Genomic DNA, 23,587 nt, shown 5'->3' with positions numbered 1-23,587 from the left:
ACGGTCATCGGTCGGGTTTTTTGAACTTTACGGCCTTGTTCAAAGGGCTCAGGCTGATTTCGTCGATCACGATATCCGCGCGCGAATTCAACACATACGAAACCGTTTCGGCGACGTCTTCCGGCAGAATGTAATTGCTGGCGTGGTCGCCGGGTTCGAAAGACAGCTCGTCGAAAAATTCGGTCTTGACCATGCCGGGATTGATCAGCGCAACGCGCAGGCCGCTTTTGCCGCATTCCTCGCGCAAGGCCTGGGCGAATCCGCGCACCGCAAACTTGCCGGCGCAATAAACCGCGCCCTGGCGGGAGCCTTTCAATGCCGCTTCCGAGCCGATAAAGATCAGATCGCTGCGGGCCTTGCGCTTTAACTGCGGCAGCAGAGCGCGGGCCAGAAAGGCCTGGCCGGTAAAATTGACCGCCATCAAGGTTTCGATCTGCGCATAGGAAAATTGTTCGAGCGCCCCGAAACGTCCGATGCCGGCACTGAATACGACAGCGTCGAGTTCAGGGAAGCGTTGGGCAATGCCGGCGATTTGGGTGGGCAGGGCGGCCAGATCGGCGAGGTCCAGTTCGAGTGCATGGAAGCCTTCCCGTCCGTGGTTGAATTTACGAATATCCCGTGATACGCCGATCACCTCGTGCCCTTCCGCCAATAATCGCCGGGCAACGGCCCGGCCGATGCCGGAGCTGGCGCCGGTCACCAGAATGGCGCGCTTCACGCTGCGCATGGAAAAAACCGTTCGGAGGCGATGTAATGCGACAGCAGGTCGACGCAATACGCCAGCATGTCTTTTTCGAGCGGACCTTCATAGCCGATCATGCCTTCCTTCAACTGCATCGGACCCGCAAACAGTTTTTCATCGGGGTAGAGCTTTTGGGCTTTTTTGAAATACTGCTCGGGCAGGCGAAAAGCGCCGAGGCTGACCGAATGCAAGCGCTTCGGGTCGACATGCGCAAAAACCTGGCCGAAGAATTGCCGGTATCGGTCCTGGTAGTCCGGTTGAAAAATAAGCGGATCGAAGCGCAGGCCGACCGGCCAACCCTGTTCCTGCAGCTTTCTGACCGCATCGAGCCGTTTTTGCAGGGAAGGAGCTTTGTGTTCGAGTTTTTCGCTGATTTGCTCGGGGTTCAGGCTGAACGCCACGATGCAGCGCGGTAAGGGCGCCTGCGCCAGCAAGGGTCTGATCTGGGCGCTTTTGGTGCGCAGTTCGAGCCAGGCATTCGGGATTTCGGAGAAAAACGGCAGAAAATGCGCGGCGAAGCCGGTTACCGGTTCCAGCGCCAGACTGTCGCAGTCGTAGCCGGAAAAGAAATGCACCGCTTCGTCCGGATGCGCTTCGGCGATGCGGCGGATATCCTGCTGAAAGTCTTCGTAATTGACAAACAGCACATAATGCGCGGAAGGGTACATGCCCTGCAGGAAACAGTAGCGGCAATCGTACAGGCAATTCAGCATGTGCGAGAAATAATAATTGCGGTGTGCGCCGATCCCGTAGCCTGCCGGCGCCGGCAAGGCGAAGTTCCTGAATTTTTCGGCCAGGATCAGCGCAGGCCGCCGTTTTTGCAGCCGGAAATTCTGCGCTTTCGGATTGAACACCTCGCCGTAGCGCCCGCAGGGAATTCGGCGTGCCTCGGGAAAGCGGGCGACGATTTCCTGTACGCGCGGATGGTCAGCCAGGTTTTCTTCGATGTAAATCGTTTCGATCATGGGGGATCAGGAAAGCGGCAAAAGATGGTCCTACATTGTACAAAATTCCGGGTTTCATGCCGGAATTAAGTTAAGTTGCTATTGCAGGCCGTCTAATTCTGCCGTAAATTAACCGGAAAAAGTGAGGTAATATCATGAGTTTGGCTTTAAAAGATACGGTGTCGCATTGCTACGGCGATTATTTGACTTGGCATGACGATTCGCGTTACGAATTGATTGACGGAGCGGCTTATTTGATGGCCCCGGCGCCTGACGTGGCGCATCAGGATGTTGCGGGGGAAATTTACTTTCAAATCCGGCAAGCTTTAAAGGGCAAATCCTGCCGAGCTTTTATTGCGCCAATTGATGTGCGCTTACCTAAATATGCTGAATCGGACGACCAGATTGACACTGTCGTACAGCCCGATGTGTTGGTTGTCTGCGATTCCGACAAAATAGACCGCAGGGGAATACGGGGCGCTCCCGACTGGGTCGTGGAAGTGTTGTCGCCGTCAACCGCCGGCCACGACCAGATCAAAAAACGCCGGCTCTACGAACGGCACGGGGTTCGCGAATATTGGCTGGTACACCCGGTCGATCGCGTGCTGACGGTTTACCGTTTGCAGGGAGATGAATACGGCAAGCCGGAAATCTATGAATTGAAAGGCGAAACCGTGGTCGGCATTTTGCCGGAGATGGTCATCCGGTGGGACGAACTGGCCGCGCGTTTGCCAACCGACTATTAGCTTACAGACCTGCCAGGTTTTGAAAACCCGGCAGGTCTGATTCGGGTTTATTTATCGTATAATGGCCGCATTTTACCGGCTGTTTTGATGTCCCTCAGCGAAACCCTCAAGCAACTCTCCCGCCAGTTACCGCAGTGCCTAAACCAGGACCGGCACGGTTTTAAGCGCCAGCTCGACCGCTTGCGCAACGAATATCAGAAAGGCAAGAATCCGATCGCGCAAGTGGCTGCGCTGCAAGCGAAGATCGGGCAATCGGCCGAAAGACGCCGGCAGCGTTTGGCGAGCGTACCGGTCTTGAATTTTCCCGATCTGCCGGTCACCGGCAAAAAGGACGAAATTGCCGAACTGATCCGTAACAATCAGGTCGTGATCGTCTGCGGCGAGACCGGCTCGGGCAAGACCACGCAGCTGCCGAAAATCTGCCTGTCGATCGGGCTTGGTTCGGGCGGTTTCATCGGTCATACCCAGCCGCGCCGGATCGCCGCGCGCACGGTCGCGGACCGGATCGCGGAAGAACTCGGCGAGCCGCTCGGCAAGTCGGTCGGCTTCAAAGTCCGTTTCACCGACAAGACCCATGCCGATTCGCTGGTCAAACTGATGACCGACGGGATTCTGCTTGCCGAGACGCAGAACGATCCTTATCTGAACCAGTACGATACGATCATCATCGACGAGGCGCACGAGCGCAGCCTGAACATCGATTTCCTGCTCGGCTACATGAAATGGCTGTTGCCGAAGCGGCCCGACCTAAAACTGATCATTACTTCCGCGACGATCGACCCGGAACGCTTTTCCCGGCATTTCTTCGATGCCCCGATCATCGAGGTTTCGGGCCGCACTTATCCGGTCGAGATCCGCTATCGGCCGGTCGAGGAAACCGAACAGGACGAAGAGGGCAAGAAAACCGCGAACGACGAGACCAGCGACAACCTGCAGCAGGCGATTCTGGAGGCGGTCGACGAGCTGGTCCGCGACGTGCGCGGCGACATCCTGATCTTCATGAGCGGCGAGCGCGAAATCAAGGAAACGACCGAATCGCTGAAAAAGCACCATCCGAGCAAATATGAAATCCTGCCGTTATATGCGAAGCTGAGCACGAGCGAGCAGGAGCGGGTGTTCAAGCCGAAAGGCGGCAAGATCCGGATCGTACTGGCGACCAACGTCGCCGAAACCTCGCTGACCGTGCCCGGCATCCGCGCTGTGATCGATACCGGCCATGCGCGGATCAGCCGCTACAGCCATCGCAGCAAGATCCAGCGTCTGCCGATCGAACGGATTTCGCAGTCGAGCGCGAACCAAAGGGCAGGGCGCTGCGGCCGGGTCGCCGAAGGCATCTGCATCCGGCTGTATTCGGCCGAAGATTATCAGGCGCGGCCCGAGTTTACCGAACCGGAAATTCTGCGCACGAACCTCTCGGCCGTCATCCTGCAAATGACTGCGCTGAACCTGGGCGACATCGAAGATTTTCCGTTCATCGAGCCGCCCGAAGACAAGATGATTCGGGACGGCAAGACCGTCTTGCAGGAAGTCAACGCGCTGGACAAGCAGGGCAAACTGACCGAGATCGGCAAGCAACTGGTCAAGTTTCCGACCGACCCGCGCCTGGCCCGGATGCTGATCGCGGCCGAAAAGCAGCACGCGCTGCATGAAGTCGCGATCATCGTTTCGGCGCTGAGCATTCAGGATCCGCGCGAGAAACCGGCCGACAAGCTGGCCCAGGCCGAGGCGAAACAGGCGCGCTTTCGCCACGAGGATTCGGATTTTCTGACCCTGTTGAACCTCTGGAACGACTTCGAGGAACAGAAGAAGCATCTGTCGAACAACAAACTGCGCAAATACTGCAGCGACCATTTTTTATCCTACATCCGGATGCGCGAATGGGTCGACATCCACGCGCAGATCATGCAGGTGATCAAGGGCGATTTGAACCTGAAGATCAATACGGTGCCGGCCAGCTATGCGGAAATCCACCGTGCGCTGTTGCCGGGCCTGCTCTCGAATATCGGTTTCCGGCACGAGCAATACGAATATCTTGGCGCGCGCGGCTTGAAGTTCTTCATCTTTCCGGGCTCCGGCCAGTACAAGGCGCGGCCGAAATGGATCATGGCGGCCGAGCAGGTCGAGACCAGCAAGATCTACGCGAGGACCGTCGCGAAGGTGGAGCCGGAATGGATCGAAGAATGCGCGGAGTATTTGGTCAAGCGCAATTATTACGATCCGCACTGGGAAAAGAAAGCGGCACGTTCTGCGGTGCACGAACGCACCTTGCTGTTCGGCCTGACGCTGCAGGCCGGGCGCAAGGTGCCTTACGAACACGTCGACCCGAAGGCGGCGCGCGAGATCTTCATCCGCTCGGCGCTGGTCGATCATGATTATCACAGCAACGCGCCGTTCTATCTCGCGAACCGGACACTGTTGGAAGAAGTCGGCTATATCCAGCACAAAGGACGCCGTGTCGATCTGATCGAGGACGAGGAATGGCTATACCGGTTTTACGACGAGAAGATCCCGGCCGAGGTCGTGAACGGGGTTACCTTCGATCAGTGGCGCAAGAAAGTCGAGCGCGACAATCCGAAATGCCTGTTTCTGACCCGGGAAGACCTGACCCGCGAGCAGGATCATGCGGTGAACGAGTGGGATTATCCGGACAGCAAAAAAGTCGGCAATTTGACGATCAGGCTGCAATACCGCTTCGAGCCCGGCCACGACGAGGACGGCGTGACCGCGATCATCCCGGTGCATCAGTTGAACCAGGTTTCGCAGACGCCGTTCGACTGGCTGGTGCCGGGGCTGCTCGAAGAGAAATGCGTCGCGCTGGTCAAGTCGCTACCGAAGCCGATCCGGAAGCATTTCGTGCCGGTGCCGGAAACGGTCAAAAAATGCCTCGAAATCGAGCCGGATTTCAAGGGTTCTTTATACGAATGGCTCGGCAACCGGTTGCGCAAGCTGACCGGGGAGGCGATTCCGCTGAACGCCTGGAATCCGGAGTCCTTACCCGAGCATTTAAAGATGAATTTCCGGGTCGTCGACGACCGGGGCAAGCTGCTCGATTACGGTCGCGATCTGAAAAAACTCCAGGCTAAACATGGGGTTGTGGCTGGCGACAGCTTCGACCAGCTGGCCGCCGACGAATTGAATTATACCGGCTGCATTCAGTGGGCGTTCGGCGATCTGCCGGATACGCGCCAGTTCATGCAGCGCGGCCAGTCGTTCATCGGCTACCCCGCGATCGTCGACGAAGGCGATGCGGTCGGCGTGCGGCTGTTCGACACCGAACGCAAGGCCGCGCAGCAGCATCAGGCCGGTCTGATGCGCTTGTACCAATTGCAGTTGCGTAAGGAATGCACCTATATCCAGAAAAACGCGCCGCAATCGGCCGCTGCCGAACTGGCTTATCAACGCCTGCCGAAACATCCGATCATCCAATATCAGCGGTCCGGTTCGTATAAGGAGGATTTGCTGTTCTGCATTTTGAGCCATGTGTTTATCGAGGGCCGGACGATTCGAAACAAGGAAGCGTTCGAACGCAATCTACAAGCGGCGAAGCCGAATCTGATCGCTGCGGCGAACGACATCGGCAAGATCGTTCCGGATATCATGCTGCAATACGCCGACATCAAAGCCCGCACAGGCAAGCTGAACCCTAACGATTCATTGGCCAAAGATGTAAATCAACAGCTCGACCTATTGATCTACGCCGGCTTTATCCGGCACACCCCGTACGACCAGCTCAAGGCGATCCCGCGTTATTTGAAAGCGGTCCTGTACCGGCTGGACAAGTTTGTGAACGATCCGCAAAAAAATCAGGAAATCCAGCGTTATGCCATCCGCTTTTGGCAGGATGTCGAGAAGAAGTCAAAAAAAGAGACCGTCATCCCCGAACAGGATCCGTTCCGTTGGGCGCTGGAAGAATTCAGGGTGTCGCTGTATGCGCAGCAACTGAAGACCGCATTTCCGGTGTCCGCGAAACGGCTCGAAAAAGCCTGGGATGAACGCGGCTGATCCGGGATTCGAACATTCTCGCACGATATTTTGACTCAATAACATTTATGCACAGGATGAAATCAATGGCTTACAGGATGTCAAGCTGTACGGTGAAAAATCTTTGATGCATCCGTAAGTCATTGATTTTTTATTGTATCAGTGGATTGATTCGTTTTTGTACAAACTAACCAAAATCCAATAAAAACGGCACTTTTGGAAGCCCGAAAACAATCTATCCACAAAGTTATCCACAGGTTTTGTGAATAAATATTTTCGATGCTTTTTCGCGTGAAGGAAATATTGGATCCGCGTCAAGCGTCGAGAGCCAAGAAGGAACGGAACGGTTTCCGAAGCACGCGGAACGGAGCGGGCCGCTTCTGTCTCTGTGCGGCTTACGCAATCGCGGCGGGACGCTGAGGGCGAAACCGGTAAATTCCCGGATCGGAAAACCCGTCTGCCGTTGACAACCGGTTTCTTAACGAGGGCGTTTATGCACAGAAGAAATCAATGACTTACATCATGCCGGACAAGGCCGACAAAAAACCCAGTAGATGATCCAAGTCATTGATTTATTATTGCTTCAGTGGATTGATTCGTTTTTATACAAACTGACCGAGGGGTAATAAAAACGGTACTTTGGAGAGCCCGAAAACAATGTATCCACAAAGTTATCCACAAACTTTGTGAATAAAATGGCGATGTATCATTTCAGGCTCAGAGCCGGCCGGTTTCGAAGTGGACGACTTTCCTCAAAAAAGGGAATGACCTTGAGGAATGGGCACATCCTGACCCCTCTCCCGTATTGATCGTTTTGCTAGGGTTTTCCCCAATCAAGTTTATCCCCGCCGCTAGGCATGAAACTTAGCCAGCCATTTCAGCAGGGTTTCCGGCTGATGTCCGCGTTTCCACACTCCCGCGGCGTATTTATTCGCTTCGGCGAGGGTCGGATAGATATGAATCGTACCGAGAATCTTGTTCAGACCGATACGGTGCTTCATCGCGAGAATGAATTCGGCGATCAGGTCGCCGGCATGTTCCCCTGCGATCGTAACCCCGAGGATTTTATCCTTTCCGGGAACGGTCAGGACTTTTACAAAACCTTGTCCTTTGCCGTCCGCGATTGCCCGGCCCAGCTCGGCCAGATCGTAGAGGCTGGTTTCATAAGGGATGCCTTGTTCCTTTGCCTCCTGTTCGTTCAGCCCGACCGATTGCGAGAACGATGATCGCAAGCAGGCGGATTTGTAAGCTCGTCATCGTGTTATTCCTGCAGCGTGTTAAAAGTCGAATAACCGGAAGAATCCTGACAACGTTTACTGTACAATGCACGCATGTCAAACCTGTTTTCCTTATTGATACTGTTTTTCTCCGGCCGTCCTCCAACGGAAACCGCCCTGTCCCACATCCGAAATCAAGCGCGTCTCCGCTGGCGAGAGGGCGATGCCGCTTTGTACTGTTTAAATATCGATGGGGACTGAAATCATTAAGTTCATCCAGTGGGCCGTTCATTGCCGGATGCTGGCCTTCGGAGCTGTCCCGCATTCTCAAGGCGTCATTTCGGTTAGTTTATGAATTTACTGACCCGGATCGCTTTCATCGAAGAAGTCGGACGGATTGCCGAAACCAATCGGGACCGATATACGCTCCTGTATGCGGAGATCAACCATACTCTGCAGCTTGCCAGCCTGACGCAGGGCACCGCGGCGGCGGAAGAGCTTTTTTCCCGGATACAGTCGCTGATCATCGGTAAAGTGGCGTCGATCGCGAGTGCCCGTATCGGCAAACTGGATCGCAACCGCTTCGGCATCCTGCTCAAATTGCCGGTGCAGGAAAGCATGCAATTCGCCGAACAGCTGGCCCATCTGATCGACCAGCAATGTATTATTGTGGCGGACATCGCCTATTATCCGAAGCTGATTATCGGTGTAACCTCGTTGTCGCCCGAATATAAAACGCCCGAACGCATTCTGGCCGCGGTGGACGAAGCGCTGTTTCAAGCCAAGCGGGCCGGCAACAGCGTCGTCAAGCTGATCGAATACGACGATCCGGTGCTGCACGAATATTACGACCTGTTGAAATTGCTGCCGGAGCTCAGGGAAGGGCTGACCAACCATGCCTTCGTGTTGTTCGCGCAGCCGATATCGCCGATCAACGGCGCGGACGCCGAAAAAAAAGCCGAGGTCCTGCTGCGGTATAAAAGCGACCAGGGCGACAGCCTGACGCAACGGCGCCTGCTCAGGGCCGCCGAGCTGTTCCACATCAGCCGCGAAGTGGACCTTTACGTCGTGCAGCAACTGTGCCGTTACCTGGCCGAAAATCCCCAGCATGCCGTCTATTCACTGAACATTTCCGGCAGCACGATCCGCTATCCCGGCTTCATCGGGAAAGTCGAACAGAACTTCAGGTATTACGGCATCGATTCGAGAAAGATCTGCTTCGAGATCACCGAAACGGTCGCCGACCACGACTATCAGAATGCCTGCGAGTTCATGCGGCAGTTGAAGAAGAATCTGGGCTGTTTGCTGTCGCTGGACGATATCGGCATCGGATCGAGCAACCTCGCCAATCTGTCCAAATTCAACGTCGACTTTTTCAAGATCGACGGCTTGTTCATGCAGAATATTCTCAAATGCCCTTATTCCGAACTGGTCGTCAGCTTTATCTGCTCGGCGGCGAAATTATTCGAGCGGGAAACGATTGCCGAATATGTCGAAAATGCCGAGCAGTTGGAGAAATTGAAGGTTTTGGGTGTCGATTATGCGCAGGGCTATTATGTCGGCAAGCCTTCGTTACTGTTCGATCCGGCTTGAAGAAAGTTGGTTTTTTGCCCGGCATTCGGTAGAGTGTTCAGTCTTCAATTCAAAACCATCATTATGACTTTATTCCATTCTTTGACTTTTATGGTTCACGGCGGCGCCGACCACGGCGGCGGCATCGCGGCAGCCGTGGCGGGCCTTTTGGACTTTCTCGAAAAACTGGCCGGCATGGAGCCGCCGGAAATATTTGCGGAAGTTTTTCCGGGTATCGCCTCGATGCAGAACATCCACCCGCTGCTGGTGCATTTCCCGATCGCGTTTTTATCGGCTTTTTTCTTGCTGGATCTGGCGGGCAGTTTGTTTCGAAAGCCGTCCTGGCGTGCGGTTGCGAGTTGGCTGTTATACCTGGGCGCTGTTTCCGCGATTTTTACCGCGGCGGCCGGCTTTATCGCCGCCAATTCGGTGGCGCACGGGGGCGATGTGCACGGCATCATGGAGAGACACGAGCATTTCATGCTGACCGTTCTGATCCTGTCGCTGCTGCTTTCCGCATGGCGCGCCCTGCAGGGCGTCGCGATCGAGGGCGCGGCCAATACCTTGTTTCTGATACTGGCCGCGATCATGTGCGGCGTGCTGGTGCTGGGCGCCGATTTGGGCGGTTTGATGGTGTACCGTTACGGGGTGGCGGTATCCGCGGTGCCGGTTACCGAAGAGGCGCTGATGCACAGTCACTCGGGCGAGGAGGCGGCGCACGAACATGATCATGGGCCGGCTTTCGATCCCGATCCTGATTCAGGACACGCGCACGAATCCTTGCCTGCGTCCGAGCCAGCCCATGACGATCAGCATGACCATGACCATGACCATGACCATGACCATGACCATGACCATGACCATGACCATGACCATGACCATGACCATGACCATACTCACGATCATCCGGCTGCAAGCGAATAATCAAAGACCGTAATGTTTCCGCTTGCGCCAGAATGTCGCCCGGCTCATGCCGGCGAGCCGGGCCGCTTCGGTAACGCGGCCGTGGCTTTGCCGCAGCGCTTCGCCGATCGCCAGTTTCTCCTGCTCCGGGCTGCGCAGCGGTAAGGATTTCATCGCCGCGTCCGGCACGGCCGTTTTCGGTTCGGTAAATTCGGGAGGGAGTTCGGTTGGTCGTAGCGTCGTGCCGCGCCCGACCGCGAACGCGTATTCGATCACGTTGTGCAACTCCCGAACATTGCCCGGCCAGTGATAGTCGAGCAAAAGGCGCATCGCCTGCGGGTCGATCTTCTCGATTTTTCTGAACTTGCCGGCATTATGCAGAGCGATGAAATGCCGGATCAGCAGACTGATATCTTCGCGCCGCTCCCGGAGCGGCGGAATGAAGATCGGCACGACGCGCAGCCGGTACATCAAATCTTCGCGAAAATGCCCGCTCCTGACTTCTTCCCTGAGCGAGCGGTGGGTCGCGGCCACGATCCGCACATCCGCGCCGATCAGGCGGTCGCCGCCGACCGGCATGAAATTTCTTTCCTGAATCACCCGCAGCAGTTTGGCCTGCAGTTCCAGCGGCAGTTCGGCCACCTCATCCAGAAACAGCGTGCCGCCTTCCGCGCGCTGAAATACGCCTTTATGGTCCTTGATCGCGCCGGTAAATGCGCCGCGCACATGGCCGAACAGTTCGCTTTCGAGCAGATTCGCGGACAGCGCCGCGCAGTTGACGGCCAGAAACGGCGCGTTTCGGCGCGCGCTGAGGTTATGAATCGCCCTGGCGACCAGTTCCTTTCCGGAGCCGCTCTCGCCCCGGACCAACACCGTCGCCTCGGTTTCGGCCGCGTTGCGGATGATCTGGAACACATTGCGCATCGCCGGCGAACGGCTGATGATGCCTTGAAAGTTTCGCTCACGCTCGGCCGTATTCCTCGATTCGCCGACCGGATTTTCCTGTCCGGCGTCCGATGTCAACAGTGCGATACCGCCGGCCACGGCCCCATCCCGGCCGTAAAGCAGCCGGGCGGACCGGTGCAATGTCACCATGCCGCCGGCGTGGACGGTATCTTCCGCCTCCGCATGGATCCGGAATTCCGGTGGACAGGTATTTCCCGGATCGAGGCCGGTCAACTGCGCGGCGCCGGGGCTCCAGTGCAGCAGATGCTGATCCCGGTCGACGAGATAAAAGGCGATAGGGCGGCATAGCTGGAGAAATTCGAGCAGGGCGGAACGGCTGTCGAGCCGTCCAAGCCAGGCCGACGGCAGGTTCAAGGTGTCAGGCATCGATCGGAACGGGGATAATCGCAAGCGTTGGGAACGCCGATATTAGCCGAGCCGGACAGGCAAATCAATCATGGGCATTTCGCGGAGAAAGGCGGATTCAATGCGCCTGCGGGAGCGAAGGATGGAGCAGAGGGCTTCTGGAGTATAATTGCCTTTTTGCAACGAGTTCAAGCGCAAGTGATCGATCGAATCAATTCCCTGTTGCCTCAGACCCAATGCGGCAAATGCGGCTACCGGGGCTGTTTGCCCTATGCGGAGGCCATTGCGGCGGGCGAAGCCGATATCAACCGTTGCCCGCCCGGCGGCGCAGAAGGCATTCGGGCGCTGGCGGATTTGTTGGGTGTTGCACCGAAGCCGCTCGATTCCGCCTGCGGCGAACATAAACCCAGGACCGTTGCGATGATTGTCGAAGAAGACTGCATCGGCTGCGTGAAATGTCTGGCGGTTTGCCCGGTCGATGCGATTCTCGGCGCCGCCAAGCAGATGCATACGGTGATCGCTACCGAATGCACCGGCTGCGAACTCTGTATTGCGCCGTGCCCAGTCGATTGCATCGAGATGCGGGAAACCCCACCCGAAAGCCCGGCGCTTGCCAAACGATTGAAGCCGTTACGCGCGGAACTGGCTAGAAGCCGCTATGAATTGCGTGGCCTGCGCATCGCCCGCGAGGAAGCGGAAAAGGCGGCGCGGGCGCGCGAGAAGAAAGCAGCTCTGCTGAGCAAAGTACAGTCTGCGGCTAAGCCGCCAGGAGTTCTATAAAATGCTTTCCGTAAGACCTGCCAGGTTTTTAAAACCTGGCAGGTCTGATCCCCTGCCGAATTATTTCCGTCAAATTACTCGGTTTTCGTTTTATTTCGGTTCCGCACGCTCCGTTCCGAGGCGTGCGCCCGAATGATCCGTAAACAATCCGCAACACCCCGACTCACCGCTTCGGCAACCCGAGCCCGGCCGGCCTTACCGGTGACGCGGATTTCGTCTTCCGGATTTACCGCCACACCGGCCTCGATCAGCACGGCCGGCTGCCGCGCGGTACGCAGCACCGCCAACCCATCGTAATAATGAATGCCGCGGCTCCGGTCCGCGAACGGCCGGTTTTCGCCTTCAATCGGGGCCGCATGATAAAGGGACGGCTTAAAACCGGCCGCCAGCAGGCGGTCGCCGATCTCCTTTGCGCAGGCAAGGCTCTCGCCGATTTTCGGGTTAAGGCGTGAGACGAACAGCGCGTAGCCGCTGTAGCGGTCGGCCCGTTCCAGCCATGCAGGCTGGACCGAATCGTGATGCAGCGAGATGAAAAAGGCGTCGTGCCTCGCCAGATCGGTCCGTTCGGTCAATACCTCCATCGCGCCGTCCGCGCCGATCAAGCGATAGCTGACATTCATTTGCTCCAGCCGGCCCGCTACTTCTTCCGCAAGCTGCCGGTTCAGTTCCCACTCGGGTATGCCGCTGGCGCTGATCACGCCGGAATTGCGCCGGGAGTGTCCGACGTCGAGCGCCACATCCACAGCGTAGGCAGGGAAGGTTAGGAGGGAACACAGTAATAACAGGTATTGGATGGGCATCTATAGGAAGTTTATCAAAGGCCGGCATTCATGCCATTAAGTTAAGATGAGAAAGTCGTCATTCAGGCAGGGAATGCCAGAAGCCAAGAACGGCAAGCTTTAATACATCCTTCAGTTGTAGGGTACGCTGTGCGTACCTTTTCACCCTCCAATGGTACGCGCACAGCGTACCCTACAACGATTCGTGCCCTTGGGGGCAACCCGAGCTGGCAAAGGGGTATCACGAGCGCTCGGTAGGGAAACGAGAGGGGGAAGTGATGATCGGTCCAATCCTTAACGGTATTGGGACCGACATTGGGCCGGCCGTGAGACGGTGTCAGAGGAAAATCGATTTGCCGCTGATCATCAATTCGATCTCTTCGACGATCTCCTCCTGCCGCAATCGGTTCCGCTGCCGGATCAGCCCGCCGCTGCCCTCTTCGAGATGGTGCAGGGCATTCTCCATCTGCATCAGGCGCATGTGATTCTCCACCCGGATCGAGCGCAATAAAATCGCCAGGATCTGGTGGAACAGGTAGTGCTCGGCGATACCCGCGGCGGTTTCTTCCGGGGAGGCGTAAACATGCGGTGGAAACCCTGAAATGCCGGGTTGCGCTTCGATCAGCGGCAGCAGGCGCTGGCTTAAGGCGCCGCGGTCGTCGCGAAAACAGGCGACCAATCCCGCTCTTCCTGGGTGTTTTAGCCTTGACTCGGTAATGGCCGGCAAGATTTCTTCGATCGTGGCCGCGGCATCGAGTCCGCCGTTTGCGCCCGATACGCGCAGGTCGTTGGTGCTTTCCGGAAGCAAATCGTGCAGCCGTTCGCCGATCAGGATCGCCGGCGTCCGTTCTCCGGTTTGTTCCTGCCAAAGCCGCAGTACGTCCTCGTTGAAACTGCCGCAGAATCCGCGTACCGAGCCGAACAGCAGCCAGATATCGTAGTCCGGTTTTTCGGGCGGAGGCAGCGCGAACGCGACATCATTCAGCGCGTCGCGCAGGTTCTGCACGAGCAGTTGCTGGTTCTCTTCGCGTTTGCCGATCCTGCGCAATTCGGCCAGCGCAAAGCTGCGCATCGCGCCGAGAATGCCGGTCAAATCGTCATACAGGGCCAGACGGGTTTCGATCTCACGCCGCTGGCTCATACGTCTCACTCAACCAGTGCTTCAACCTGTCCAGCCACTGCGATTTGGAAGATTCCAGCTTCAGACCCGAGCCCGGCAATTGCTCGAAGACCTGCTGCAGCCCGGCGGCGGCCTGTTCGGGAGACAGCACGTTCAGCAAGCCCTCGCCGTACGCCCGCAGCCAGGCCAGATGCGCCTGTTCGGACAGCGGTTCGAGCGGGTTCTGTTTCAGAATTTCGCGCAGCAGCCGTCCTTGGCGGAGCTTTTCTTCAACCCCGGCTTCAAGGCGCGCGCCGAAGCGGGCGAACAGTTCGAGTTCCAGAAATTGCAGATAATCGAGCCGAATCCGCGCGGAAGCGGCCTTGATAGCTGGATGCTGCGCCTTGCCGCCGATCCGCGACACCGAGCGGCCGATGTCGATCGCGGGCAGGATGCCCGAGGCGAACAGTTTGCTGTCGAAATAAATCTGGCCGTCGGTGATCGAGATCAGATTGGTCGGAATATAGGCCGACAGTTCCCCTTGCCGGGTCTCGATGATCGGCAGCGCGGTCATGCTGCCGCCGCCGGCAGGCAGGCCCAGCACGGTCGAGCGTTCGAGCAGGCGCGAGTGCAGGTAGAAAATATCGCCGGGGTAGGCTTCGCGTCCGGGCGGGCGCTGCAGGAGCAGCGATAGTTCGCGGTATGATTGCGCATGGCGGGTCAGATCGTCGTAGACGACCAGCGTATCGCGGCCGAGGCGCATCCAGTGTTCGGCGATCGCGCAGCCGGCGAACGGGGCCAGGTAGCGGAAGCCGGGCAGGGCGTTCGCTTCGGCGACGACCACCACGGTATAGTCGAGCGCGCAGGTCTGGCGCAGGGTTTCGATCGTGCCGGCGACCGAAGCGCGCGTCTGGCCGATCAGCACGATCACGCACAGAACATCGCGGCCGCGCTGGTTGATCACCGCGTCGAGCGCGAGCGTGCTTTTGCCGGTGCCGTCGTCGCCGATGATCAGCTGGCGCTGGCCTTTGCCGATCGGAATCAGCGCATCGACGATCTTGCTGCCGGTGTAGAGCGGCTCTTTCACGAAATCGCGCTCGATGATCGGCGGCGCGGCGGCTTCCAGAGGATGAAATTCGCGGAAGCCGGGATCGGGCAGACCGTCCAGCGCATTTCCCAACGGATCGACGACACGGCCCAGCAAGACTTCTCCGACCCCAATTTCCAGTTTGCGGCCGGTATGCTGAACGGACATGCCAGCTTTGATGCCTTGCGATTGCGCCAGCAGGATCGCTCCCAGCATATCCTTGCTGAGCTGGAATACCAGGCCGGTGCTGCCGTCGTCAAAGCTGATCAGTTCGTCCATCCGCGCCGTGGGAAGGCCGCGGATCAGGGCAATTCCGTCCCCTATCCCGACGACATAACCCCTTTCGCTGAGCCGGAGACCGAACCGGTAGTTCGACGGGGCGAAAGCGCCGCGGCTATTTGGCATGATTGGCTTGGCGCTTGAAAAACGCCAATTCGTCTGCAAGATTGGCATGCATCTGACACTCGCCGACGATGGCCCGGAGGCCGGCTATCAACGAGGGATCCTCGGAGAAGGCGGAATCCAGATTCAAATCCTGACCTGCCGCACCCGACAAGGCTTTGCGGATCGCGGCTTGAAGGTCTTGATCGAGAGGATGGGCCGACACGACGGCGGCAAGCGAATCGGCCGACAGCGACGCTGCCGCCTTGCGGAGTGCGGATCGATCGGCCTCGTTCAGCGCGGCGACGTCCTCGAGGAAAATGCCGGCGATGTTGTGCGTCAATTGTGGCGACGCCATCCTGTTGAGCATGGCCGCCGCCTGCCCGTACGCCTGGTCTACCGCGGAGCGGGCGAGTACCGACTCGCGCGAGGCCAGCAGTTTCTCATTGCGGGCATGCAGCTTTTCCTCTTCGGCGGCAAGCGCTTTCTTGATGTTGTCCATTTCCCGGGTTCTTGCAAGGGCCAGTTCCTCGCTCAACTGGCGGCGATTGTTCTCGCATTCCCGTTGCCAGTCGGCCAGTCGGGACTCGTATTGGAGGCGCAGCGTTTCGGCTTCTTCGCACAGCTTTTGCGCATGCTCGGCGGCTTCACGGAGCGTTTGCTGGCGGGCGGCGAGCAGATCCAGGACCGGGCGATAAAGAAAACGCTTGAGAATCCAGACCAGAACCAGGAAATTGAGGATTTCGAGGATGAATGTTGTCCAGTCGAGTTGCATGGTGTCGGAGTCCCGGCCGGTTATTTCAGGAAGTATTCGAGTAACGGGTTGCGGAATAAAATGATCAGCGCGATGACGAGGCAGTAAATGGCCAACGATTCGATCATCGCCAGGCCGATGAATAGGGTCCGGGTGATCGTTTTTTCCGCTTCGGGCTGCCGTGCCAGGGCTTCCAGCGCGCTGGCGATCGCCCGGCCCATCGCGATCGCGGGCATCATTGTCCCGAGCGCGATGGCGATGCCTGCAACGGCGGTCGAGACGGTGCTGAATAAATGCAGATCATTCATGATTTTCCTCTGAAGAATTTGAAAGCGTTTCGTTGGTGTCGGCTTCCAGGGCGCCGGCAATGTAAATTAGCGCCAGCATGCCGAAAATATAGGCCTGGACGACCGCCTCGACGACGTGCAGCATCAACAGCGGCACAGGCACCAGGAAGCCGGCGATCAGCAGCACGAGCAGGGCGGCCATTTCCAGGCTCATCATGTTGCCGAACAGGCGGACTGCCAGTGCCAGGGTGCGGCTGATTTCGCTGATGACATGGAAGGGCAGCAAAATGATGCTGGGCTCGGCATAATGCCGGAAGTGGTTTTTGAAACCGCGGCCGCGAATGCCGAACCAGTGGCTTGCCACGAACACCAGCACGGCGAGCGCCGAGGTCGCGGACAAATCGCGGGTCGGCGAATGCAGGCCCGGAATCAATCCGATGAGATTGGCGATCAGCACAAACAGCCATAAAGTGGCGACGAACGGCAGCACCCGGCGCACCGAACCGGGCGGCAATAATTCTTTCAGGGCTTCTTCGATCGCGATCAGCACGGTTTCGGCCGCCGTCTGCAGGCGATTGGGTTCGGTTTTCAACTGCCAGCGCACCGCCAGCGCCAGCAGGGTGAACAGCAGCATGATGCCCCAGGTGGTGACGACCGTATTGCTGATGCCGATGGGGCCGATCTGGGCGACGATTTCTACCCCGAGTTCCGAGCCGTTCATGTTTTGTCCCTTAAGAATCTGAACACATTATAGCCGCCGACGGCAATGCCCAACAGGATCAGGTTGAGGGTCCAGTGCTCCGAGTAGCCTGCAATCAATTCGTCCAGCCAGAGGCCGAGGTAGGCGCCTCCCACGATCGGAACGACGAACAAGAATCCCAACGTTCCACCGTATAGAAAAATGCCGAGCAGGGTCGTCGGCTTATGCCCTTTGTTCTTCAAGCGTTTGATGTCGCGTTGTGTCTGTTCGAGCAGTTTGCGGCGAAACGGCATGGTTATAACCCTACGCTTCTCTGGCCGCTCAATTCGACCAGCCGTTTGATCAGCGAGTGTTCGATCTTGGCCAAGGCGGCTTTGGCCGTGTACACTTCGGAGTCGGTTTGCTGCATGGCGGCTTCCAGGCTGTCGCAGATGGCGTCTTCGCTGTCGCCCAGGAAATAGCGCACCGTGGTGATCGTCAACTGATTGTCCGCAAAACGCAAAACTCCGCCCGGCATCGCCAGAAAACGCCAGACGCCGCGGTTATCGGCAAACCGGGCCAATCCGTAGCGCAACAGCGCCACCGTATGGATATGATCCGCCAAAAGTCCGAAGCTTCCTTCGGCGTCGGCGCCGATAAACTGGCTCACCGTATCGAAACGGGTCGTCCCGGCGGTATCGATCAAGGCCAGGCTGAACGTCTTCATGAAGTTATTGCTCCTCTCATATAGCAGTCGGCTTCGCTCAGCTGGTCGTATTTTCCCTCGATGAATCCTTCGCAGTCGCCGATCGTCCGTTCGAGCGGCACATGAACGCCCGGGATGCCGGTATGGTCGGCGACGGTGTTGAAAGGCTGCGTCAGATAGCGCTGCAGGCGCCGGGCGCGCTCGACGATCTGCCGGTCTTCCTTGGACAATTCCTCGATCCCGAGCATGGCGATGATGTCTTCCAGTTCGCGATAGCGCGCCAAATGTTCTCGCACCGCGCGGGCGACCTGATAATGGCGGTCGCCGAGAATGCGCCGGTCCATCATGCGGCTGGCGGAACTCAACGGGTCGACCGCGGGATAGATGCCTTTGGCGGCCTGTTGGCGTGACAGAATGACGATACTGTCCAGGTGGCCCAGGATGGTCGCGACGGCAGGATCGGTCATGTCGTCGGCCGGCACATACACCGCCTGTACCGAGGTGATCGAGCCCGATTTGGTCGAGACGATCCTTTCTTCGAGTGAGGCGACTTCGGTTAACAGGGTCGGCTGATAACCGACCGTGGCCGGCATGCGGCCCAGCAGTCCCGAGATTTCGCTGCCGGCCTGCACGAAACGGAAGATGTTGTCCATCAGGAACAGGACTTCCGCTTGCAGGGTGTCGCGCAGGTATTCGGCATAGGCGAGGGCGGTATAGCCGACATGGAAGCGCACGCCGGGCGACTCGTCCATTTGCCCGAAGACCAGCAGCGCCCGAGGCAATACGCCCGCTTCGCCCATTTCCTTCCAAAGCTCGTGGCCTTCGCGCATCCGTTCGCCGACCCCGGCATAGACCGAGACGCCCTGCATCGCGCTGCTGACCGCGTGCATGAACTCCATCATCAAGACGGTCTTGCCGACGCCTGCGCCGCCGAACAGGCCGGTCTTGCCGCCGCGCACGAACGGGCATAAGAGGTCGATCACCTTGATGCCGGTTTCCAGGATCCGGCTGGCCGGCAATGTCTCCGAAAGCAAGGGCGGCGGTGAAAGAATATTCCGGTAGGTTTCCGACGGCAGGGGCGGGCCGCCGTCCAGCGCTTCGCCGAACACGTTCAGCATGCGCCCGAGGCAGGCTGGGTCGACCGGCACATGCAGCGGGACGCCGCGGTCGTACACCGGCATGCCCCGGTAAATGCCGGAAACCGGATGCAGGGCGATCGCGCGGACCAATTCGGGGTTGATGTGCTGGTAGACCACCAGCACGTAGCGGCCTTCGCCGTTCACCACATCCAGCGCCTGGCCGATCGGCGGCAGATAGTCGCAGCAAACGTCGACCACCGGTCCGTGGGCCGCTTCGATACGGCCGACTGTTTTTTCGCTTGGCGGTAACATGTACTCCCGCTTGGAAATCAATTTCCCGCCGATTCTAACATAGTCCGAAGGTTTCAACAGGGGGACGGCGGCATGTTGGCAGGGCAATCGCGCTGTGTCTTGTTTTCCGAAGATCCGCGTTGCGGTGCAACGGTCCAAACGCCGGACGGGATAAATATCCCGTCCGGCGTTTGAAGAGGTCCCCCAAAGGCCGGTTTGCAAGTGATCTCGAACAGTTCAAACCGACTGCATCGCGTTGCTAAAACGTACGGGCGGGTTTAAAAAAACGTCCGGCGGAAGTCCGAAGGTTTCAACAGGGGCGGGGCATGCGGGCCTCGACGCCTACCCGTTACATGCGGCAGGCGGCCGGTTCGATTCGGTATGGGGCAGGCCGGGCCGCCGCTTTCGAGCCTCGCGTCTGTCGTTAAACGCAAGGGGCATTCGGCCCCATGAAGGCCGCTTACAGGATCACCTAGAAATTGGACAACAAAAGCCCGGCTCTGGCATGATGGGTGTTCGATCGCTTTGCAAGGCAAGGCAGAGAATCAATCAAATAAGGAATAAGCCATGAACAATCTTCCCCCATGCCCGGCATGCGGCTCCGAATTCACCTACGAAGACAACGGTGTCTTCATTTGTCCCGAGTGCGCGCATGAATGGTCGATCGGCGCCGCGTCCGAAGACGTCGGCGACGTCCGTGTGATCAAGGATGCGCACGGCAACGTGCTGCAGGACGGCGATTCCGTGACCGTGATCAAGGACCTCAAAGTCAAAGGTTCGTCCCTGGTCGTCAAAGTCGGGACCAAGGTCAAGAACATCCGCCTCGTCGAGGGCGATCACGACATCGACTGCAAAATCGACGGCATCGGCGCGATGAAGCTGAAATCCGAATTCGTCAAGAAGAGCTGACTCCGGTTGATTTAGGCGCGTGATTCGCCTATAGTCATCGGCTGCTCTTACGGTTCCCTGTTCGTTGGGGGCCGCATGCGGCTCCACCACTTTAATTTTAAAAGACTGCGGACGGGATTAGCCGCGGCTAATAAGAGTAGTCTCTCGCTGAAGCACAAGCCTCGATGGAAGAATTATTTTTGGATTGGCTGAAAGAATATGGCTATGTCATCCTGTTCTTGTGGTCGATATTGGAAGGCGAAACCGGCCTGATCATGGCCGGCGTCATGTCGCATACCGGCGATATGTCCTATTTGTTCGCGGTCTTCGTGGCCGGGCTCGGAGGATTTGCCGGAGATCAGCTTTATTTTTATATCGGCCGCTTCAACAAGGGGCTGATCCAGCGCAAACTGCACAAACAGCGGCGCAAATTCGCGATCGCGCATTTACTGCTGAGAAAATACGGCTGGCCGATCATTTTTATCCAGCGTTACCTGTACGGACTGCGTACCGTCATCCCGATGTCGATCGGCATCACCAAATATTCGGCAAGGCGCTTTGCGTTCATCAACCTGCTGAGTGCCTGGGCATGGGCGGCGATCACGATCACGCCGGCATATGTCTTCGGCGAGGAAATCCTCAGGCTCGTCGTTTTCGCCAAAGAACACTGGTATTATGCCTTGCCGCTGGCGGCCGGTTTTCTTTTCGCCATTACGACTTATTTCCATAAACTGGAGCAGCGCCTGTTGGAGAGGCGGCGGAATCGGATTCCGAAGTAAAGAGGCTGGTGTCTGCCGAAATGCCGGACTTTTCCGGCGAAGATCGGTTTTTGGAAAACGTCTTCCTCTTTTCTGTCTCTTAGGCTCGGGAATTGCCCCGTCCATTGTTGCGCCAATAATTAACGAACACAATTACTGTATCTACTGTATCCGAGACTCCCGGTATATCGTTTATGATGGAATTAGTTTGGGTCGGTACGGCCTATCTCGTCGGTCTGCTCGCCAGCCGTCTGTCTTTTCCGCCGCTGGTCGGCTATCTGGCCGCCGGCTATATCCTGCATACGTTCGGGATTGAATCGGAGAGCAGCTTGACGCATCTGGCCGATATCGGTATCGAGTTATTGCTGTTTACGGTCGGCCTGAAGCTTAAATTGCGCTCCCTGCTGCGGCAGGAAGTGCTGAGCGTCGGCGGCTGGCACCTGTTTTTGGTGACCGGCGTTGCCGGCATCGTTTTTCTGCTGCAGGGCGAGCAGACCGCAGGTGGTCTGGTATTGGGCGCGAGCCTGGCTTTTTCCAGTACCGTGCTGGCGATCAAGGTGCTGGAAGACAACGGCGAATTATCCACCCTGCACGGGCGGGACGTGCTCAGCATCCTGATCCTGCAGGACATCGTGGCGATCGCCCTGCTGGCTTACGCCGACGGCAGGCAGCCGTCGTATTGGGCCTTCGCGTTGCTGCTGCTGCCGATGCTGCGCCCCTTGGCGCACCGCCTGCTTACGTTCAGCGAAGCCGACGAGCTCAAACTGCTGCTGGGCGTCTCTTTGGCGCTGGCGGGCGGCTTGTCCGCCCAGAATGTCGGTGTTTCTCCCGATATCGGCGCCTTGCTGATGGGCGTGATGCTGTCGGCGCATCCTCAAATCGAGGAGCTTTCCGATAAACTCTGGAGCCTCAAGGAAGTCTTCCTGGTCGCTTTTTTCCTGCAGATCGGCCTGGCCGAATTGCCGAACCGCGATCAGATTTTCGATGCGCTCGGCCTGTTGGGACTGCTGCCGTTGCAAGGCATTTTGTTCTTCGCTTTGTTCTTACTGGCCGGCATGCGCGCCCGCACCGCCTTTATCTCGTCGCTGGCCTTGATGACCTACAGCGAATTCGCCCTGATCACTACCGGGGCGATGGTCAAGGCGGATCTGCTGTCGCCGGCATGGAATTCCACCGTCGCCCTGGCAGTCGCCGGATCGCTGGCCATCGCTGCGCCGCTGAACCGCTACTCGCATGAGCTGTTTTCGAGGTTCGAACCGTTCCTGGTCCGTTTCGAAAAAAGCGCCTGGCATCCGGACCGTTTGCCCGAATCCATCGGCGTGGCGGAATGGCTGGTCGTGGGGATGGGCCGCACCGGCCTGTCCGCTTATCAAACGCTGTATCGCATGGAAAAACGGGCCGTCGGCCTGGACGCCGACCCGACCGTGCTGGAAAGCCTGCTGGCCGAGGGGCGACGGGTGATTTACGGGGATGCGGAAGATCCCGAGCTGTGGTCCGGACTGCCGCTGGACCGGGTAAAAGGGGTCATTCTGACGCTGCCCGAATTCGATGCACGCTGTTCGGCGGTACGTCAGCTCAGAAAAAGAGGATATCGGGGGCTGATCGGTACGATCTGGTATTTTCCGGAAGAGCAGCAGCAACTGGAACTGCTCGGTACGGATTTCATGATTCATCCGCTGGTCGAAGCCGGTAATCAGCTGGCTTTGCAGCTCATGCAGAATCCGGCCGGGCCTCGGGCATAACCCTGGCTTTAAAGCCGATAACCCAATCTATTGGGTTTTAGTTGACCAGTTTATGGCCGCGCTGACGCATACAGGTTTTGAATGCCCGTTTAAAATCCTCGTTGGCTTCATAACCTTTCCACAATCCGGCGGGAATCGCTAACAGAGCACCGCCCGCAGCTCCTGTGGCCGCACTGCCCGCTATCGCGCCAACCGCTGCGCCGCCCGCGGCACCCGTAACGGCACCCACGCCGGCGCCCATGCCAACTTCTTTGGTGATATCCGACGCTTGTTTTGCCAGCTCCTTACACTCACCCATGTCGCGCTGCACGGTTTCCGGATGCGGGTCCATGCGAGGATCCACAATCGGATGCCAGCCACTCACAGAGGCACATCCAGTGGCCAATACGGAAAGCACCAAAATTGTCGGTAAATTATTTCTTTTCAAGTTTTTCTCCAAAAAGCATATTTTTTAAATCATGCAATAGAATTTTATAATTTTAGAATTAACTAAAAGTTAACAACGTGCCGTTTTACAGGACAAATTTTTCTCAGCGTTCCAAATTTTCCGCAGAATGCGGCATTAAATAGCCGCTTTCAAGCCCTGTGACGGCGGTATTGAAGGGGGTTTGTCGATAGGCTGCTTAGGCCCCCCATGGCGGAAGCATGTTGAGCCGGAAGGTACGCATTGCGTACATTCGGAAGCCGTCAAGCCGGGCAGACGTGGATGTCCGTGCGTCCCGGTTTTTCGAACAGGGTACGCAGGGCGTCGAGCTGCCGGTATGGGGTTTCGGTGACGGACAGCAGCCGGTCGAGCGGATCGAAGCGGCGGAAGTCGCGGTAGGTCGGTTGCACGGCCGCGCCGAAGCGGTGCTGGATCAT

At 57.7% G+C, this 23,587-nt stretch carries 22 protein-coding genes and 1 pseudogene; 8 read left to right on the top strand and 15 right to left on the bottom strand.

What is annotated here, in order from left to right:
• Positions 1-4 precede the first annotated feature (4 nt).
• On the bottom strand, positions 5-727 hold the full coding sequence (locus METAL_RS12420; RefSeq protein ID WP_005372840.1) for an SDR family oxidoreductase: 723 nt from the start codon (positions 725-727) through the stop codon (positions 5-7).
• Entirely contained in the window at positions 715-1,707 is a 993-nt protein-coding gene (locus METAL_RS12415) for an SPL family radical SAM protein (protein ID WP_005372839.1), read from the bottom strand. The genes METAL_RS12420 and METAL_RS12415 overlap by 13 nt, the downstream gene beginning before the upstream one ends.
• A gap of 134 nt (positions 1,708-1,841) precedes the next feature.
• Here METAL_RS12415 and METAL_RS12410 point away from each other — a divergent pair, with 134 nt between their 5' ends.
• Both METAL_RS12410 and hrpA read left to right on the top strand, forming a co-directional pair.
• Entirely contained in the window at positions 1,842-2,432 is a 591-nt protein-coding gene (locus METAL_RS12410) for a Uma2 family endonuclease (protein WP_005372838.1), read from the top strand.
• A gap of 87 nt (positions 2,433-2,519) precedes the next feature.
• On the top strand, positions 2,520-6,434 hold the full coding sequence (hrpA, locus tag METAL_RS12405) for an ATP-dependent RNA helicase HrpA (protein ID WP_005372837.1): 3,915 nt from the start codon (positions 2,520-2,522) through the stop codon (positions 6,432-6,434).
• An 830-nt stretch (positions 6,435-7,264) separates the two neighbouring features.
• Here hrpA and METAL_RS12400 read toward each other — a convergent pair.
• Positions 7,265-7,621, bottom strand: a pseudogene (locus tag METAL_RS12400) (pyridine nucleotide-disulfide oxidoreductase); the annotation flags it as partial.
• Positions 7,622-7,981: 360 nt separating this feature from the next.
• Between METAL_RS12400 and METAL_RS12395 the strand changes: the two are divergent.
• Positions 7,982-9,223, top strand: coding sequence for an EAL domain-containing protein (locus tag METAL_RS12395; RefSeq protein WP_005372836.1), 1,242 nt, complete (start codon positions 7,982-7,984; stop codon positions 9,221-9,223).
• 63 nt (positions 9,224-9,286) lie between these two features.
• Positions 9,287-10,126: a DUF2231 domain-containing protein gene (locus METAL_RS12390; protein WP_213069382.1), complete on the top strand. Its 840-nt coding sequence runs from the start codon at positions 9,287-9,289 to the stop codon at positions 10,124-10,126.
• Here the strand turns inward: METAL_RS12390 and METAL_RS12385 are convergent, their stop codons facing one another.
• Positions 10,127-11,437: a sigma-54 interaction domain-containing protein gene (locus METAL_RS12385; protein WP_005372834.1), complete on the bottom strand. Its 1,311-nt coding sequence runs from the start codon at positions 11,435-11,437 to the stop codon at positions 10,127-10,129.
• A gap of 156 nt (positions 11,438-11,593) precedes the next feature.
• Here METAL_RS12385 and METAL_RS12380 point away from each other — a divergent pair, with 156 nt between their 5' ends.
• Positions 11,594-12,196: an RnfABCDGE type electron transport complex subunit B gene (locus METAL_RS12380; protein WP_245549361.1), complete on the top strand. Its 603-nt coding sequence runs from the start codon at positions 11,594-11,596 to the stop codon at positions 12,194-12,196.
• A 74-nt stretch (positions 12,197-12,270) separates the two neighbouring features.
• On the opposite strand, the gene METAL_RS12375 is transcribed toward METAL_RS12380, so the two are convergent.
• The 9 genes from METAL_RS12375 to atpD form a co-directional block, all read right to left on the bottom strand.
• Complete coding sequence (locus METAL_RS12375; RefSeq protein ID WP_245549360.1) at positions 12,271-12,933, bottom strand: N-acetylmuramoyl-L-alanine amidase family protein; 663 nt, start codon at positions 12,931-12,933, stop codon at positions 12,271-12,273.
• Between the two features lie 379 nt (positions 12,934-13,312).
• The gene (locus METAL_RS12370; RefSeq protein WP_005372830.1) at positions 13,313-14,116 is read right to left on the bottom strand and encodes a F0F1 ATP synthase subunit gamma; all 804 of its coding nucleotides are present in this window, start codon (positions 14,114-14,116) and stop codon (positions 13,313-13,315) included.
• Positions 14,100-15,566 (bottom strand): F0F1 ATP synthase subunit alpha, encoded by a 1,467-nt coding sequence (locus METAL_RS12365; RefSeq protein WP_005372828.1) that lies wholly within the window; start codon positions 15,564-15,566, stop codon positions 14,100-14,102. The genes METAL_RS12370 and METAL_RS12365 overlap by 17 nt, the downstream gene beginning before the upstream one ends.
• A complete protein-coding gene (locus METAL_RS12360) occupies positions 15,556-16,317 on the bottom strand; it encodes a F0F1 ATP synthase subunit delta (RefSeq protein ID WP_005372827.1) in 762 nt (253 codons plus the stop codon). The genes METAL_RS12365 and METAL_RS12360 overlap by 11 nt, the downstream gene beginning before the upstream one ends.
• 20 nt (positions 16,318-16,337) lie before the next feature.
• Positions 16,338-16,604, bottom strand: coding sequence for a F0F1 ATP synthase subunit C (locus METAL_RS12355; protein WP_005372824.1), 267 nt, complete (start codon positions 16,602-16,604; stop codon positions 16,338-16,340).
• Positions 16,597-17,304, bottom strand: coding sequence for a F0F1 ATP synthase subunit A (locus tag METAL_RS12350; RefSeq protein ID WP_005372822.1), 708 nt, complete (start codon positions 17,302-17,304; stop codon positions 16,597-16,599). Before METAL_RS12350 ends, METAL_RS12355 begins: the two co-directional genes overlap by 8 nt.
• Positions 17,301-17,576, bottom strand: coding sequence for an AtpZ/AtpI family protein (locus tag METAL_RS12345; protein WP_005372820.1), 276 nt, complete (start codon positions 17,574-17,576; stop codon positions 17,301-17,303). The genes METAL_RS12350 and METAL_RS12345 overlap by 4 nt, the downstream gene beginning before the upstream one ends.
• Before the next feature lie 2 nt (positions 17,577-17,578).
• Positions 17,579-17,989 carry a F0F1 ATP synthase subunit delta/epsilon gene (locus METAL_RS12340; protein WP_005372818.1) on the bottom strand — a complete coding sequence of 137 codons (411 nt, stop codon included), beginning with the start codon at positions 17,987-17,989 and terminating at the stop codon, positions 17,579-17,581.
• Positions 17,986-19,359, bottom strand: a complete 1,374-nt coding sequence (atpD, locus tag METAL_RS12335) for a F0F1 ATP synthase subunit beta (RefSeq protein WP_005372816.1) — start codon at positions 19,357-19,359, stop codon at positions 17,986-17,988. Before atpD ends, METAL_RS12340 begins: the two co-directional genes overlap by 4 nt.
• Positions 19,360-19,905: 546 nt before the next feature.
• On the opposite strand from atpD, the gene METAL_RS12330 reads away from it, so the two are divergent.
• From METAL_RS12330 to METAL_RS12320, 3 genes are all read left to right on the top strand, one after another.
• Positions 19,906-20,247 (top strand): zinc ribbon domain-containing protein YjdM, encoded by a 342-nt coding sequence (locus tag METAL_RS12330; RefSeq protein WP_005372814.1) that lies wholly within the window; start codon positions 19,906-19,908, stop codon positions 20,245-20,247.
• A gap of 164 nt (positions 20,248-20,411) precedes the next feature.
• Positions 20,412-21,005 carry a DedA family protein gene (locus tag METAL_RS12325; RefSeq protein WP_005372811.1) on the top strand — a complete coding sequence of 198 codons (594 nt, stop codon included), beginning with the start codon at positions 20,412-20,414 and terminating at the stop codon, positions 21,003-21,005.
• Positions 21,006-21,178: 173 nt separating this feature from the next.
• Positions 21,179-22,726 carry a cation:proton antiporter domain-containing protein gene (locus METAL_RS12320; RefSeq protein ID WP_005372809.1) on the top strand — a complete coding sequence of 516 codons (1,548 nt, stop codon included), beginning with the start codon at positions 21,179-21,181 and terminating at the stop codon, positions 22,724-22,726.
• Positions 22,727-22,763: 37 nt separating this feature from the next.
• Here the strand turns inward: METAL_RS12320 and METAL_RS12315 are convergent, their stop codons facing one another.
• Both METAL_RS12315 and METAL_RS20930 read right to left on the bottom strand, forming a co-directional pair.
• Entirely contained in the window at positions 22,764-23,153 is a 390-nt protein-coding gene (locus tag METAL_RS12315; protein WP_031431938.1) for a glycine zipper family protein, read from the bottom strand.
• Positions 23,154-23,413: 260 nt separating this feature from the next.
• On the bottom strand, positions 23,414-23,587 hold the full coding sequence (locus METAL_RS20930) for a hypothetical protein (protein ID WP_005372805.1): 174 nt from the start codon (positions 23,585-23,587) through the stop codon (positions 23,414-23,416).

The organism is Methylomicrobium album BG8, from assembly GCF_000214275.2.
Classification (GTDB): domain Bacteria; phylum Pseudomonadota; class Gammaproteobacteria; order Methylococcales; family Methylomonadaceae; genus Methylomicrobium; species Methylomicrobium agile.
Note: the sequence above shows the minus strand (reverse complement) of the source record. Positions and strands in the feature narration are given on the sequence as shown.

Bases quoted from the DNA above. Each gene is read 5' to 3' on its own strand.
- METAL_RS12420 (WP_005372840.1), bottom strand. From the start codon at position 727: ATGCGCAGCGTGAAGCGCGCCATTCTGGTGACCGGCGCCAGCTCCGGC.
- METAL_RS12415 (WP_005372839.1), bottom strand. From the start codon at position 1,707: ATGATCGAAACGATTTACATCGAAGAAAACCTGGCTGACCATCCGCGC.
- METAL_RS12410 (WP_005372838.1), top strand. From the start codon at position 1,842: ATGAGTTTGGCTTTAAAAGATACGGTGTCGCATTGCTACGGCGATTAT.
- hrpA (WP_005372837.1), top strand. From the start codon at position 2,520: ATGTCCCTCAGCGAAACCCTCAAGCAACTCTCCCGCCAGTTACCGCAG.
- METAL_RS12395 (WP_005372836.1), top strand. From the start codon at position 7,982: ATGAATTTACTGACCCGGATCGCTTTCATCGAAGAAGTCGGACGGATT.
- METAL_RS12390 (WP_213069382.1), top strand. From the start codon at position 9,287: ATGACTTTATTCCATTCTTTGACTTTTATGGTTCACGGCGGCGCCGAC.
- METAL_RS12385 (WP_005372834.1), bottom strand. From the start codon at position 11,437: ATGCCTGACACCTTGAACCTGCCGTCGGCCTGGCTTGGACGGCTCGAC.
- METAL_RS12370 (WP_005372830.1), bottom strand. From the start codon at position 14,116: ATGAGCCAGCGGCGTGAGATCGAAACCCGTCTGGCCCTGTATGACGAT.
- METAL_RS12365 (WP_005372828.1), bottom strand. From the start codon at position 15,566: ATGCCAAATAGCCGCGGCGCTTTCGCCCCGTCGAACTACCGGTTCGGT.
- METAL_RS12360 (WP_005372827.1), bottom strand. From the start codon at position 16,317: ATGCAACTCGACTGGACAACATTCATCCTCGAAATCCTCAATTTCCTG.
- METAL_RS12355 (WP_005372824.1), bottom strand. From the start codon at position 16,604: ATGAATGATCTGCATTTATTCAGCACCGTCTCGACCGCCGTTGCAGGC.
- METAL_RS12350 (WP_005372822.1), bottom strand. From the start codon at position 17,304: ATGAACGGCTCGGAACTCGGGGTAGAAATCGTCGCCCAGATCGGCCCC.
- METAL_RS12345 (WP_005372820.1), bottom strand. From the start codon at position 17,576: ATGCCGTTTCGCCGCAAACTGCTCGAACAGACACAACGCGACATCAAA.
- METAL_RS12340 (WP_005372818.1), bottom strand. From the start codon at position 17,989: ATGAAGACGTTCAGCCTGGCCTTGATCGATACCGCCGGGACGACCCGT.
- atpD (WP_005372816.1), bottom strand. From the start codon at position 19,359: ATGTTACCGCCAAGCGAAAAAACAGTCGGCCGTATCGAAGCGGCCCAC.
- METAL_RS12330 (WP_005372814.1), top strand. From the start codon at position 19,906: ATGAACAATCTTCCCCCATGCCCGGCATGCGGCTCCGAATTCACCTAC.
- METAL_RS12325 (WP_005372811.1), top strand. From the start codon at position 20,412: ATGGAAGAATTATTTTTGGATTGGCTGAAAGAATATGGCTATGTCATC.
- METAL_RS12320 (WP_005372809.1), top strand. From the start codon at position 21,179: ATGATGGAATTAGTTTGGGTCGGTACGGCCTATCTCGTCGGTCTGCTC.
- METAL_RS20930 (WP_005372805.1), bottom strand. From the start codon at position 23,587: ATGATCCAGCACCGCTTCGGCGCGGCCGTGCAACCGACCTACCGCGAC.